Raw genomic sequence first — 13839 nt, 5'->3', positions numbered from 1 at the left:
AACGCGGCTGCCCTTTCCCGCCTGCGCATTGCCGAGCGTTAGATGCTGCTGCGCATGGTGCGGCAGATCGCGGGCAGCGAGCCGGTGAGCCGAATCGTGGCCAGCGGGCCATCGGCGCCAAAACACCCTTGCAGAATATCCGCTACCTTTGCGGCCATCTGCAACGCCTGAAATCCCCTTTTTGTTCTGATTATGAATGACTTGGTTTATAGTGATTTTTTCAGAATCACGGCGTCACCGCGCGCCGCCGCATGAACCGCCGTAATTTCGGCTTGAACCGCCAATGAGTCTGGCCCAGCGCCTTGACTGTGTTGACATGGCTGAGCCTGGTTTCCGCTTTGATCGGCGAGGGTGGCTGGTGGCGGGTTCCTCCTGGATCGCGCCGGCCATGTCTTTGCGGGCCATCCTGCACCCCATCCGGCCACGCGACATGGCTCCACAGAACCGCTCTTTCGACAGGCGATTGCCATCAACGGGGCAAAGGCGCACAGTGCCACCCATGCGCCGCAAGGAACTCCGCATCGCCCTGGTCTGTTATGGCGGGATCAGCCTTGCCGTTTACATGCATGGCGTGACCAAGGAAGTATGGCATCTGGCCCGGGCCAGCACCGCGCGTCAGCGCGCCGCCGGCCAGCACGCTACCCCTTCCCTGCATCGCGTCGAGCAGGTCTACGCCGCCATGCTGGACACGATCGGGCGGCGGGGCGGGCTCAATCTGTCCATCCTGCCCGATATTGTCGCCGGGGCCAGCGCGGGCGGGCTCAACAGCGTGTTTCTGGCCCAGGCCATTCAGTCGGGCCAATCGCTCGAACCGCTGACGCGCCTTTGGCTGCAACGGGCCGATATCGACCAGTTGCTCACCCGGGAAGAGGGCACATGGCGCGGGACGGCCAAGCAGTGGCTGGCCCCGCTGATGGGGCGCATGCTGGGGGCCGGGGAGCCGGTTTCGGCCACCGACGAGCTGGAGGTGCGCAGCAGGCTGGCCCATCTGGTGCGCGCCCGCTGGTTCGAGGCCCCCTTCAGCGGTCCTGGCTTTTCCGGCATGATCGCCGAGGCGCTGGACGAGATGGCCGCCAGCCCGGCGGGGCTGCGCCTGCTGCCAGATGCCCACCCGCTTGACCTGTTCACCACGGCGACGGACTGCACCGGCTACGTCCAGCGCATCGCGCTCCACAGTCCGGACTGGGTGGAGGAGCGCGAACATCGTGTGTCCATCGATTTCCGGGCCTCATCCACGGCGGGGCCCTGGGCTTCCCTGCCCGATCTGGTCTTTGCCGCGCGGGCCACGGCCAGCTTTCCCGGCGCCTTCCCGCCGTTGCAGGTGAGTGAAATTGACCGGATGATGGCCGACCGGGGCGAAGCCTGGCCGGGGCGCGACGCATTTCTGGCGCGGATCTTGCCCGCCCATGCGGCCAGCGGCGATCTGCACAAGGTGGCCCTGATCGACGGATCGGTGCTGGTCAACGCGCCCTTCGGTCCAGCCATCGCCGCCCTGTCCGCCCGCCCCGCCGAGGTCGAGGTCGACCGCCGCCTCGTCTATGTCGACCCCACGCAATCGCGATCCCTGCGTGCGGAACCCAACGGGGATGGCCCGCCGGGCTTCTTTCCGGTCATCTTTCGCGCCATTTCAACCATTCCGCGTGAGCAGCCCATCCGTGACAACCTTGAATCGCTCACCCGCCAATCGGCCGCCCTGCAGCGCGCCCATGACATCGCCACCGGCATTCAGGACGAGGTGACCAAGGCCGTGCGGCTGGTGTTGGGCGAAGAGATTCTGGGCGCGCGCCCCTCCGCCAGGCAATTGGGCGCATGGCGGAACGCCGCGCAGCACGCCGCGGCGCAGCAGGCGGGCTATGCCTATCACGCCTATGCGCTTTACAAGCTGGAGGCCACGCTGGACCAGATCGCCGCCGGCGCCGGCGCGCCCCGCGCGACCCTGGGGCGATGGGCGCGGGCCAATCTGCGCCTGACGCCATCGGAGGGGCCGGGCCTGTCGGGCGAGCTGATCGGCTTCCTGCGCGACCATGACGTGGCCTATCGTCAGCGGCGCATGCGGCATCTGATCGCGCGGCTGGATCAGGCGCGCGAGGCGCAGCCCGAGATCGCCGAAACCGCCCATGACCGGGCCAGCACCGCTGCGTGGCAGGCGCTCTCGCTGACGCTGGGCCCCGTACCAGATGGGGTGCAAGGTGAGGCGCAGGGCGCGGATTGGGCCCGCCATCCCGGTGCGGCGCTACGCGATCTGGCCGAAGCGCGAGGGATGGACCGGCAGGACCGGCAGGTGGACGCGGTGCTGGCCGAGGCGCTGCCGGAGCTGCCTGATGCGCTGGTTGAGACTGTGATGCTGGCCTACCTTGGCTTCGCCTATCATGACGCCGCCACGCTGGCATGGTTCCAGCAGAACGATCTGGCCGAGACATCGCCCGTGCGCATCGACCGCATTTCACCCATGGACTGGCAAGGCGACCAGAGCGAAACCGGCCTGGCGCGACGGCTGAAAGGCGAGGCGATGCATCAGTTCGGCGCCTTTTTCAGCCGCGCCTGGCGCGAGCATGATTATCTGATGGGGCGCCTGCACGGCGGCGCGCGCCTGCTCGACATTGTGTGGTCGGCTTGCCCGGTGACCATCCCGACCGAGGAACGGGCGGCGATCCGGCAAGCCCTGTTCACCGCCATATTGGACGAGGAGGAAGGGCAACTGACACGCATCCCCGACCTGATTGTCGCCTTGCGCGAGGAACTGTGTATCGCATGATGCCATCCATGGTGATGGCTAATCCCGGCGATGTGACGAAGGCCCTGTCTGCCGCAGGGGCAGCGCTTAGGGGAACCACTGGCGAGGAAACCCCGGTCAGGCTCAGGACTGCCCTTCCCGCGCATAATCACGATCCGTAAAAGCCGTCTTCTGTTCACGCGGCAAGGGACGACGATCCGCGACCCGGATCATGCCGCATCCTCAGAAGCTCCCCGCTCGGTTTGGGTCAAGGATGTCACATGCCATTTGAAGGTTTGAGCAATGTCATCGGGCTGCCTGCCCTCCGCAAACAGCAGGCATAGCAGTATCCTAGCCTGCACAGCAGGAAGCCGACCACATGAGAGGGCGCCTGCCGCCATCAGGCGCCGGCCACTATCATAGGCACCACCAGACTCCCCGCCCGGGCAACGCGTGCCAATGGCCACGGTCAGCTCGCGCATGCACGCGGCCGCCACAGCCTCCACCACCGCATCGGGCGCGTTGCCCGCGCCCAGCCCTTCGATCACAAGCGCGCGATAGCCCGCTGCTGTCACGGCCTCGATCAGGCGAGCCGGCATCGCCGCCGTCAGCTTGAGCAAAACCACATCCTCCCCGGCTTCGCACAAGACAAGCGGCGCGGGGCGTGTCCTGGATTGCGGCAGGCGCACCGCGTCCCCGGCAACCGAGCCGACATTCGCGCCATGCCCGGCAAAAGCGGCCAACGCGCTCGTGTGGCATTTGTAAGCATGAACCGCCGGGATGATCCGGCTGCCAAAGGCGATCAGAACCCCCAGCGAGGCCGCCATGGGATGCTGCGCCACGGCGACGGCATCGCGCAGATTGGTCGCCCCGTCGAAATCCGGCGCGCCCGGTGCGCGCTGGGCGCCGGTGAAGACCACCGGCTTGGCGCATGGTGTCACCAAATCGCAGAGATAAGCGCATTCCTCCATAATATCGGCGCCATGCGCCACCACAATGCCATCCACATCGGCCCGCGCCTGCCCATCCAGCACGGCGCGGGCGACGCTTGTCATATCGCTGAAATCCATGTTTTCGCTCAGGCCCGCATAGGCCCGCTCGACAATCATCACGACACCTGCCGGAAGATCAGGCAGCCCGGCCATGTCGGCAGCCGGGCACTCGACCAGAGCACCGCCTTCCCCCGGACGCGAGGAGATTGTGCCACCGGCGTCGATCAGCAGGATCGCCATCGTCTCTCTCCGCCGTTTCCGCCCTCGCAATGAGTGGCGACGGCATGCGCTAACATACCGCCGCCACCGCTCGTGGGCTCAGAAATCTGTGCGCAGCGTGCCCATCACCGTGAAGCCCGAGTTCATGTAGTAACCGGGCTGCGAGGCGGAGATCAGCGTGCCCTTGCGGCCCACCGTGGCCACCGAATTGCCGGTGGGGCTGGCGATGGAGCCGAGATAGGCGCCGCGGGTCAGGTTGATGAGGTTCAACTGCACCGTGGGGCGCTTGAGCGCCTTGATGTCAGGCAGACGATAGCCGATCGAGAAGTCCAGCGTCGCGTAAGACGGCATCTTCTGGTCGTTCATGAAGGTCGAATATTGCGACCCCACGTAACGCAGCGTGCCCACGGAAAAGAACTTGCCATCGTCATAGGTCAGCCCCGCCGAACCCATGAAGCTGGGCGTGCGGACCGCCACCTTGCCCTTGGTGGGCAGGTAATCATTGCCGGAGGGCAGATCATCGTCGGTGGTGGCATGCAGATACTGGCCCGAGAGATAGGGGCTGAAGTGATGCCACGGGCGCAGGCCGATCTCGACATTGGCGCCCCAGATCGACTCGCCGCCCGCCGCGATCTGCGACTGGGTCAGCACACCGTCCTGAACCACGATGGTGTTGACCTGATGGTTGGTCAGCTTGTTGTGGAAGCCCGCGATCGAGAAGTTCAGGAAGCCCTGATAGCGATAGCCCACCTCCTGCATGAAGGAATATTCCATCGGCGTGTTGAGGTTGCCCACGGTGGTCTTGGCACCGGTGGTGACGCTGAAGACATCCATATAGGTCGGCCCCGGCGAGGGCGGCCGGGCGTTGGTGACCAGATCAAAGAACAGCATGCTGTTCTCGCCGAAGGAATAGGTGGCGCCGAAGCGGGGCGTCGTCTTGGTCTGATGCACGCCGATGATCGAGGTGGCGCCGGGCAGGAAGTTGTTGCCCGACACATCGACGAAGATCTGCTTCACGCCGAACATCAGCTTCAGCTTGTCATCCAGCAGGCTGATCTTGTCGCTGAGGTAGAGCGCATTCACCTGCCGGTTGAGGTAGTAATTGGTGGTCGAAAGGATCGTGCCGTCTGAATATTTCAGATAATCGCTGCCCGTATCATTGGCATAGCCGTTCTGGTCAACGCCCACGAATTTCGACAGGGCGCGTTCCCAGAAACGGTCGAACCACACGCCGCCCGATATTTCGTGATGGCCGGTCTTCCAGGTCAGGGCGGTGTTGATGCCCCCTTCATATTCGCTGATGTTCGACATGGCCTCGGCCACGAACTTGCCGCCCTGCGAATAGGGAACGTTCAGCGTCTCGGTGTACTTCTGATTGCCAACATAGAGCCCCGAGGTGGAGAGCAGCGAACCGCCCGGACCATTGGGGCGCATGCTGCGGTAATAGGGGGTGACATCCAGCGTCAGATTGTCGGTCAGCTTCAGCTTGGACGGGGCCTGGATGAAGTCGACATTGCGATAGAAAGGATAGAACTTATAGTAGTTCGTATTTCCGAAGGTGTAGTTGGCCGAATAATCCTGATTGGCGCCCGCCGCATTCCATTGCGCCTGATTGACGATGGTGCTGCGGTAATTCAGCAGTTGGTTGCGCGTCCAGATCAGCGCAACGCGGCTGCCGTTATCCCATTCCTTCAGCGCCTTGACATCGACATGTTGACGGTTGCTCACGCCCGCCCCGCGGAAATTGCGGGCTGAAATATAGGAATAGGAACCCGCCACGCGGATACCGGTCTTGCCGATCTCGCCGCTGTCGAGGCGGATAAAGCCGCGATAGGCGTCATAGCTGCCGAAGCTGGCCGAGGCGGTGCCGCCCATGGTCTTGGCCGGATCGCGCATGTTGACCTGAAGCAGACCGCCCGAGGCCGAGGTGACCGGCGAATCCAGATCGCTGGTGCCCTGGGTCAGCGTGATCGACTTGATGTTTTCATTGTCGATCCACTCATTGGTGTTGGGCAGATAGTTGTTGGGATCGCCCAGCGGCATGCCTTCCAGCACGAAGCCCATCTGGCTCTGATCCATGCCGCGCACCGAAAGGTCGCCGCGCTCGGAAATGCCATAGGGATTGTCTTGGCCGACGTTGGCGCCCGGCGCCAGACGGATCGCCGCCAGCGCGTTCTGCGCGGCCACCTGCTTGGCGATGAAGCCCTGCCCGATGGTGGTCTTCACGATGGGCGCGTCCTGCACGGCGATCATGCCGCCGCCGGCCATGTTCGTGCGGTTGGTGTGGCCCTCCACCACAATATCGGCTTCCTGATTGATCGCGGCGGGGGCGCTGTCCTTACCCGCTGCGGCCGTCTGCGCCTGAGCGGAAGAGGCCAGCGCCACGGCGCCCAGTCCCACGCTTACCAACAATCCCAGTTTCATTGAAACGCCCTCCTGAAAAGTGAAGCTCCCCACGAGCAATTCGTTATTTTCCGAAGATTTTAGCCTTGCGCTGCGGCACCCATCGCCGAGCACATACCGACCAGCCCATCGACCAGCTCGCCGGTCAGCCATGCGCCAGTCTCGGCATCGCAGAGATGCGGATCGCCCGTGGCCACGCCGGCGTTGTAGGTGTCGGCATAGTCATAGGGCACGCCGAACTCGACCGAACCGAAGGCGATCTTGCCCAGATTGGTGAAGCTCTTGCCGAAGACCGGATCGAGCCTGGTCGGCATCTGCTGCGGGCGATATTCGCTGCGCACCAGCTCGGGATGCAGATGCAGCCCCACGCTGCCCAGCGGATCGGCGCCATGACCGGCGCGGCGCGCGGCCTCCTGCGCCCCCACGCGCTGGGGCAGCAGGCGATAGGCGCATTCCCAGAGATAGATGCTGGGCACCACCACGCCATGCTGCTGGTGGATCTTGCGGATCGTCACCGCGATGGGGTTCACATTGCCGCTGTGGCCGTTGACCAGCACGATGCGGGTCAGCCCATTGGCGATCAGCGAGTTCATCACATCCATCAGGATCAGTTCGAGCGTCGACTGCTCGATCACGATGCCGCCCTTGGCCGAGCGGAAGAAATCCTCGCCGCCATAAGGGATGACGGGGGCAACAAAGGTGGGCGTTCCGGCCTGCGTCGCCGCGACAGCCGCCAGTTCGGCGATGCGCTCGGCGAAGAGGTAATCACCCATGGGGAAATGCGGCCCCTGATCCTCATGGCTGCCCATCGGCACCAGGATCACCGGATTGGCCTGATAGGCGGCGCGCGCATCGGTGGCGCACAGTCTGCTCATGCGGACTTCCGGCGTGTAGATCTGATCGGGGTACATGAGTCCTCCAAAGGCGGCCGCGCGGGCCGAAAAGTCAGGAAAGGGAGATTTCTTCAACGCGGCCCAGCAGCAGCGTGCAGGAGGCAATGCCCACCACGACCACCCCGGCAGCGGCCAGGCCCGCGCCATAAAAGCTGCCGCTGTGCTGCACGATCCAGCCGGTGGCGATCGGCGCGATCAGCCCCACGCCATTGGCGATCAGATTGACGATGGCGCCCAGCATGCCGATCGCCTCACGCGGCGCGATCAGCCCCACCATGGCGCCCGCCGTGGGGGTGGAGACCGCCAGCCCGGCCGCCGAGAGGCTCAGGCACACCAGCACCACCACCACCGAATGGCTGAGCGTGGCGCCCATCAGCGCCAGCGAGACGATCAGGCTGAGGGCCAGCGTCCATTGGCGCACCCGCCCGGCCTCATGGCCGCGCCGCACCAGCCGGTCGACCACCAATCCGCCGATCAGCACTTCGCATGCGATAGCGAACGCCCAGGGAATCGCCGTGTAGAGCCCGCTGCGCAGCACCGAGATCTGCAATTGATCCTGAAGCAGGCGCGGCATCCAGGTGGCCAGCAGATAATAGACATAGACGTAAGCGGAAAAACCCAGCGCCACGCCCCACATCTTGCGGCTGGCCAGCAGCGGCCAGAGCGACGTCAGATCAAAGCCTTGTGCGGCAGGCGGCGTGGCCGTGCCCTGCGGGTCGCGATAGACCAAGGCGAACAGCAGACCATAGGCCAGCGTCACCAGCCCGGTCAGCAGGAACGCGCCCTGCCAGCCGCTATGCGCCACCACCCAGGCCATGGCCGGAACGCCCAGCACATAGGACAACTTCGACCCCAGATCGAGCATGGTGTTCGACACGCCCCTTTCGGCCAGCCCGAACCACAGGGTGATCGAGCGCCAGAAGGCCGGCATCATCGGCGCCTCTGCCAGGCCCAGCAGCAGCCGCAGCAGGATCACCCCGGCAAAGCTGCTGACCCACACCATGCCGAGCGAGGTCGCCGCCCACATGGCAATGGCGATCAGGATCGGCCAGCGCGTGCCGAAACGGTCCACCAGCATGCCGACCGGCAGCTGCGCGGCGGCATAGCTCCACAGAAAGGCCGACAGCACCACGCCCAGCTGGCCATCGGACAGATGCATGGCATGGGCCAGCGGCGTGGCGGCAATCGAGAGATTGACCCGGTCGAGGTAGCAAACAAATGTTCCGCCCCCCAACAGGCCGGCCATGCGCCAGCGTTGGGGGGAGGCATGTGCTGCAGTCATATCTGTCTGAGCGATCATGGGATGTCCCCCGGTGCGAAAATTCGTACGCACTGTGTATACATGGAGAAGTATGGATTCGCGGACATCGTGTCAATCTCCTTTCAGATGCATGACGGGCGCATGACAGGCATCGCCGTCCAATTTAGCACCATAAGGGCGCGAATCCTTGGACCATCTAACCGATAAAATGGCTCAAAACCGGGCATTTTATCGTCAAACCATCCAATTCTCGTCCACCCCCTACGTCATTTACCCCAGCCGCCACCGCCGATTTTGGCAGTGGGAACACCCCGGGCGCCCTGCAAACAGATTGCGCCGCGCATCTTTCATGTATACATAGAATGTACCCAAAAGGGATATCGCATGACCTCGCACGACGCTTCCCAACCCGGTTCCGCCCGCGCATGGCGCAGCCTTCTGCTGCTGCTCACGCCCGCTACCCTGCTGATGGCGGCGGACCGCGCGGTGTTGACGGTGTCCGCGCCGGTCTTCACGCGGGATTACGGATTCGATCTCACCCAGCTCGGCCTGCTCTTCACCGCCTTCTTCTGGGCCTATGCGCTGATGCAGATCCCGGCGGGCGCGCTGGTGGAGCGCTTCGGTTCCAAATGGACGATGTGCGGCGCGATTCTCCTGTGGTCGGCGATGACCGCGCTCACTCCCTTTGCGCGCAGCTTCGGCCTGCTGCTGCTGGTGCGCGTGCTGCTGGGCGTTGGCCAATCCGCCGACTGGCCCGCCAGCATCGCCGCCATCTCCCGCCTGTTTCCGCCTGCCGCGCGCGCGCAGGCCAATTCGGTGCTGCTCTGCGCGCTGTATGCCGCGCCGATCGCCGCCGCGCCGCTGACGGGCTGGCTGCTGGTGGCGATGGGGCTGAAGGGCGTGTTTCTGATCTGCGGCGTGGTCGGTTTCGTCTTCGCCGCGATCTTCGCCGCTCTCTACGGTCAGGACATTCATCGTGAAGGCAGGGCTCCTTCCGCCCGCGCCGCCGCGCCGGGCGCCCGACTCGGCCTCGGCACCTTGCTGGCCTCGCCCTCGGTCTGGGCGCTGGCAGCCGCCTATATCTGCACCGGCGCTTCAGTCTCGTTCTACACCGTCTGGTTTCCTACCTATCTGGCGCGCGCGCGCGGCCTGCCGGTGACGGCCATCGGCGTCGACGTCGGCATCATGTCGGCAGCGCTGTGCCTCGCTGCCCTGGGCGGCGGGCAGGTGGCCCGCGCCATGGTGCGCTGGCGCGGCGCGGTCTGGCGCGGGCGGCAGACCATGGGCGCGGGCGCGCTGCTGATCGCCGCGCTCTGCGCCCCGGCCTGCCTGCTGGCCACCAGCCACGCCCTCTGCCTCACCATGGCCTGCATCGCCGCCGCCGCGCTGGGTCTGGCGCAGGTCAATGCCTGGACCAGCGTGCAGGAGCTGGCCGGGCCGGCCACCGGCACGCTGACCGGCGTCATCAATTTCGTCGGCAACATGGCTTCGGGCTCGGCGCCGGCCATCTCGGCGCTGCTGGTCGCGCGCAGCGGGGGGTGGAGCAGCTCCTTCCTGCTGCTGGGCGCCATCGGCCTGCTGGGCGCGCTGGCCTGGAGCAGAGTTCGCGTTGACCGCCCCCTTTCCCTGACTGGAGACATCCTTTGATCCGCAAATATGATATCGGGCCCGCCCCCAAGGCGGTCAGCGCCGAAGTGATCGCCCTGCTGTCGGACTGCGAGACGGCCACCGTCGGCCACTGGCGCCACTGGGGCTTTTGCGATCGCCGCATTCAGGGCGTGCTGCCCGGCAAGCGCATCGCGGGCCGCGCCATCACCGTGGCCCTGCCCGGCCCCTGCTCCACGCTGCTGCATTATGCCATCGACGCGCTCTCGCCCGGCGACATTCTGGTGGTGGATCGCCTCGGCGATGATCGCCACGCCTGCTGGGGCGGCGGCGTGACCATCGCGGTGAAGCAGGCGGGCGGCGTGGCGGGCGTGGTCGATGGCCCCTGCACCGACATCGAGGAGATGAAGGCCAGCGACTTCCCCATGTGGTGCCGCGGCATGGCCCCGATCACCACGCGGCTTTACGATCTGGGCGGGCGCCTCAACCAGCCCGTCAGCATCGGTGGCGTGGTGGTCACGCCCGGCGACTATGTGCTGTGCGACGAGAGCGGCGTGCTGGTCCTCCCCCCGCATGAGGCCGAGGAAGAAGCCCGCAAGGCGCTGGAGGTGCAGGAGAAGGGCGTCGCCCTTCAGGCCCGCGTCGGACGCGGGGAAGTCCGCCTCTCCGATGCTCAGGGCGCCCGCGCCGCCATTGAGGCCGCACTGGCCTGATCCACTTATTCAGGAACCCAACTCCATGCGTATTTCCGTCTGCCAGATGAACTCCCGCGCCGACAAGGCCGAGAACACCCGCGTCGCCCTCGAATTGCTCGACGAAGCCAAGCGGCAGGGCGCCGAAGTGGCCGTCCTGCCCGAATGCCTTGACTATATGGGGCCCGATGAGGGCGTCTATCCCAACTCGGAAGAGGAAGGCGGCCCGCTGTGGACGGCCCTTGCCGACAAGGCGCGCGAGCTGGGCATCTGGGTGATCGGCGGCACCTTCCGCGTGCGCGCGGGCGATGACAGCCGCGTCGGCAACACGCTGGTCGTCTTCAACCCCGCAGGCGAGGCCACCGCCACCTATCGCAAGATGCATATGTTCGACATCGTCATCCCCGGCGAGGTGGACTTCATGGAATCGCGCACGGTGAAACCGGGCGAGGATGTCGTCACCACCCAGATCGCGGGCGTGCAGTCCGGCCTGTCGATCTGCTTCGATCTGCGCTTCCCCGAACTGTTCCGCCTGCAGGCGCTGGCCGGCGCGCGCATCCTGTTCCTGCCCGCCGCCTTCACCGCCTTCACCGGCAAGGCGCATTGGGAGATCCTGCTGCGCGCCCGCGCCATCGAGAACACCTGCTTCGTCGTCGCGGCGGGGCAGGATGGCGAGAACATGCCCGGCAAGGCCAGCCACGGCCAGAGCATCATCATCGACCCCTGGGGCGAGATCGTCGCGCAGGCCCCCGCCGGCGTTGGCGTAACCACCGCCGACATCGATCTCGACCAGCTCGACAAGGTGCGCCGCAACATGCCCTCGCTGCAGAACCGCCGCGCGGACATCTACAGCCTCTCGCTGGCGCAGGGCTGATCCGCCATGGCCGCCACACCAGCCCCGACCCGCGATCTGTCCCTCATCGAGATCGCCGCGCTGTCCATTGCGCTGATCGGGCCCTCGCTGGTGCTGGCGGCCAATGCGCAGGCGATCCCCGCCGGGGTGACGCAGCCGATCTGGCTGATCTTCCTCGTCGGTCTGGTGGGGATCGCCACGGTGGGCCATGCCTTCATCCGCCTGCTGCCGCTGACCGATGGCCCGGGCAGCGCCTATCGCGCGGTGCAGGTGACGCTGGGCGCGGCCCCGGGCCGACTGGCGGGCGTGGCGCTGCTGGGGGCCTATCTGGGCTTTTCGCTGGCGACCCCCGCCGCGATCCTGTCCTTTGCTGCCTCGGTCTTTCCGGCGGCGGTGGAAACGGCTGTGGGCAAGCTGATCTGCCTCAGCCTTGCCATGGGGGCCGCGGCGCTGATCGTCACGCGGCCCAACGCCACCATCATGCGCACCCTGCTGCTGGTCGAAGGCGGGGGCATCGTGCTGATCCTTGTGCTGGGCGCGGCGATCGGGCTGCGCGGCGAGGCTGCCCTCACACCCTCCCCCCTGCCCGCCGCCGGCACGAGCCATCTGCTCGATGGCGTGGTGGTGGCGTTTTTCTCATGGGCGGGCTTTGAAAGCTGCATGACACTGGCCGACAGCAGCCGCAACCCGGCGCGCGACATGCCCCGCGCCCTGATCATCAGCATTCTTGGTTCCGGCCTGTTCTTCGTCGCCATGTTCGCCGCCATCGAAAGCGGTTTTGCCCATCTGCCCGGCGGACGTTCCGCGCTGGCCTCTTCGGCCAATGCGCTCTCCGATCTGGGCGCGGCCTATCTGGGGCCGTGGGCCGCGCGCGGCTTTGGCGTGGTGGCGATCTGCTCGGCCTTCGCCTGCGCGATTGCCGCGATCACCGCCTCCGGCGCCATGTGGAGCAGCCTGACAGCCACGCGGCGCGATCCCCATCGCATGGCGCTGAAACTGGTGATCGCGGTCTGGGCGCTGGAAAGCCTGCTGATCCTGGCCCAGCCGCTGGTCCCCGCGATCCCCGCCAGCCCCATCGCGCTGTACGGCCTGTTCGGCAGCAGCGGCGCGGTCTGCATCATGCTGGCCTATCTGCTGGTGCTGAGCGGCTTTGCCGTGGCGCTAGCCCGCCGCCATCTGTCGCTGCCGCGCGCCGAAATCATCGTGCCGATTTGCGGCATCGCCTTCCTGCTGTTCGCACTGGCCAGCACCGTGTCCTTTGCTGGCGACGCCGCGCTGCCGAGCTGGCTGGCCCTTCTCTTTTCCGGCCTGTGCTTTGCGGGGCTCTCCCTGCGGAACCCCGCCCCCACCACCCTTCAGGAGCTGTCATGACCCCTGCCCAAAGCCTCTATCAGCGTGACCTTGCCGCCGTGGCGGGGATCGAAAAGCTGCGTTTCTTCCCGCTGGCCATCGAAAGCGGCAAGGGCGCTTGGCTGACCGAAGTAGGCGGCCGCCGCCTGCTCGACTGCACCGCGACATGGACCGCCTGCGGCCTTGGCCATGGCCATCCGCGCATCACCGAGGCGATGGTCCGCGCCGCGCAATCGCCTGCGGGCGCGGGCGGCGGCGCGGCGGCGCATCCCGACTCCGTGGCCTTCGCCGAGGAGTTGCTGGCGCTGGTCCCCGGCGAGGGCGACCGCCGCGTCTATATCGGCCATGCCGGAACGGACGCCAATGATGTGGTGCTGCGCGCCTGCCGCAAAAACCTTGGCCGCCGCAAGGTGGTGGCCTTCAAGCATGGCTATCACGGCGGCATGGGCACGGCGATGCATGTCTCGGGCGTGCATATCGACGCCGGGGTCAAGGCCGACAGCGACCTCTACCTCGCCACCTATCCCAACCCCTTCCGTCCACATGTCGATGGCTCGGCGCAGGCCAGCATGGCCGCCAGCCTGAGCGAGGTGGAGGCCCAGCTGGCCGCAGGCGATGTGGCCTGCCTGATGGTCGAGCCGATCCTGTCGGATGGCGGGCTTGTGGTGCCGCCCGCCGGTTTCCTCACCGGGCTTTCCAGGCTGTGCAAGGCGCATGACGTGCCGCTGGCGGTGGATGAGGTGAAGGTGGGGCTTGGCCGCCCCGGCCTGCTGCATGCCTTCCAGCATGACGGCATCGTTCCCGACATCGTCACCTTCGGCAAGGTGATCGGCGGGGGCCTGCCGCTCTCCGCCGCCG

Annotated in this window: 10 protein-coding genes; 6 read left to right on the top strand and 4 right to left on the bottom strand. The window is 66.1% G+C overall.

From position 1 onward, the window contains the following. Window positions 1-499: 499 nt before the first annotated feature. The gene (locus SR3_RS15185) at window positions 500-2755 is read left to right on the top strand and encodes a patatin-like protein (protein ID WP_068087739.1); all 2256 of its coding nucleotides are present in this window, start codon (window positions 500-502) and stop codon (window positions 2753-2755) included. 188 nt (window positions 2756-2943) lie between these two features. On the opposite strand, the gene SR3_RS15180 is transcribed toward SR3_RS15185, so the two are convergent. From SR3_RS15180 to SR3_RS15165, 4 genes are all read right to left on the bottom strand, one after another. Beyond that, window positions 2944-3945 (bottom strand): asparaginase, encoded by a 1002-nt coding sequence (locus SR3_RS15180; RefSeq protein WP_068087737.1) that lies wholly within the window; start codon window positions 3943-3945, stop codon window positions 2944-2946. Between the two features lie 78 nt (window positions 3946-4023). Beyond that, on the bottom strand, window positions 4024-6348 hold the full coding sequence (locus SR3_RS15175) for a TonB-dependent receptor (protein ID WP_169805644.1): 2325 nt from the start codon (window positions 6346-6348) through the stop codon (window positions 4024-4026). Between the two features lie 59 nt (window positions 6349-6407). Continuing rightward, a complete protein-coding gene (locus SR3_RS15170) occupies window positions 6408-7202 on the bottom strand; it encodes a creatininase family protein (protein WP_068087864.1) in 795 nt (264 codons plus the stop codon). Window positions 7203-7272: 70 nt separating this feature from the next. Further along, window positions 7273-8520: an MFS transporter gene (locus tag SR3_RS15165; protein WP_157098879.1), complete on the bottom strand. Its 1248-nt coding sequence runs from the start codon at window positions 8518-8520 to the stop codon at window positions 7273-7275. 345 nt (window positions 8521-8865) lie between these two features. On the opposite strand from SR3_RS15165, the gene SR3_RS15160 reads away from it, so the two are divergent. The 5 genes from SR3_RS15160 to SR3_RS15140 all read left to right on the top strand — a co-directional run. Then, the gene (locus SR3_RS15160; RefSeq protein WP_068087725.1) at window positions 8866-10128 is read left to right on the top strand and encodes an MFS transporter; all 1263 of its coding nucleotides are present in this window, start codon (window positions 8866-8868) and stop codon (window positions 10126-10128) included. Further along, window positions 10125-10799, top strand: coding sequence for an RraA family protein (locus tag SR3_RS15155; RefSeq protein WP_218018834.1), 675 nt, complete (start codon window positions 10125-10127; stop codon window positions 10797-10799). Before SR3_RS15160 ends, SR3_RS15155 begins: the two co-directional genes overlap by 4 nt. A gap of 25 nt (window positions 10800-10824) precedes the next feature. Then, window positions 10825-11652, top strand: coding sequence for a carbon-nitrogen hydrolase family protein (locus SR3_RS15150; protein ID WP_068087717.1), 828 nt, complete (start codon window positions 10825-10827; stop codon window positions 11650-11652). 6 nt (window positions 11653-11658) lie between these two features. Continuing rightward, on the top strand, window positions 11659-13002 hold the full coding sequence (locus tag SR3_RS15145) for an APC family permease (RefSeq protein WP_068087713.1): 1344 nt from the start codon (window positions 11659-11661) through the stop codon (window positions 13000-13002). Then, window positions 12999-13839: aminotransferase class III-fold pyridoxal phosphate-dependent enzyme (locus SR3_RS15140; RefSeq protein WP_157098878.1), on the top strand; the 841-nt coding region annotated here is incomplete at its 3' end. The genes SR3_RS15145 and SR3_RS15140, both read left to right, overlap by 4 nt.

Origin of the sequence: Novosphingobium rosa NBRC 15208, from assembly GCF_001598555.1 — a bacterium.
Taxonomy (GTDB): domain Bacteria; phylum Pseudomonadota; class Alphaproteobacteria; order Sphingomonadales; family Sphingomonadaceae; genus Novosphingobium; species Novosphingobium rosa.
This window is presented reverse-complemented; position numbering and strand designations above follow the sequence as displayed.

What these genes read in the sequence shown, in the direction of transcription:
- SR3_RS15185 (WP_068087739.1), top strand. Translation starts at nt 500, where the DNA reads ATGCGCCGCAAGGAACTCCGCATCGCCCTGGTCTGTTATGGCGGGATC.
- SR3_RS15180 (WP_068087737.1), bottom strand. Translation starts at nt 3,945, where the DNA reads ATGGCGATCCTGCTGATCGACGCCGGTGGCACAATCTCCTCGCGTCCG.
- SR3_RS15175 (WP_169805644.1), bottom strand. Translation starts at nt 6,348, where the DNA reads ATGAAACTGGGATTGTTGGTAAGCGTGGGACTGGGCGCCGTGGCGCTG.
- SR3_RS15170 (WP_068087864.1), bottom strand. Translation starts at nt 7,202, where the DNA reads ATGAGCAGACTGTGCGCCACCGATGCGCGCGCCGCCTATCAGGCCAAT.
- SR3_RS15165 (WP_157098879.1), bottom strand. Translation starts at nt 8,520, where the DNA reads ATGATCGCTCAGACAGATATGACTGCAGCACATGCCTCCCCCCAACGC.
- SR3_RS15160 (WP_068087725.1), top strand. Translation starts at nt 8,866, where the DNA reads ATGACCTCGCACGACGCTTCCCAACCCGGTTCCGCCCGCGCATGGCGC.
- SR3_RS15150 (WP_068087717.1), top strand. Translation starts at nt 10,825, where the DNA reads ATGCGTATTTCCGTCTGCCAGATGAACTCCCGCGCCGACAAGGCCGAG.
- SR3_RS15145 (WP_068087713.1), top strand. Translation starts at nt 11,659, where the DNA reads ATGGCCGCCACACCAGCCCCGACCCGCGATCTGTCCCTCATCGAGATC.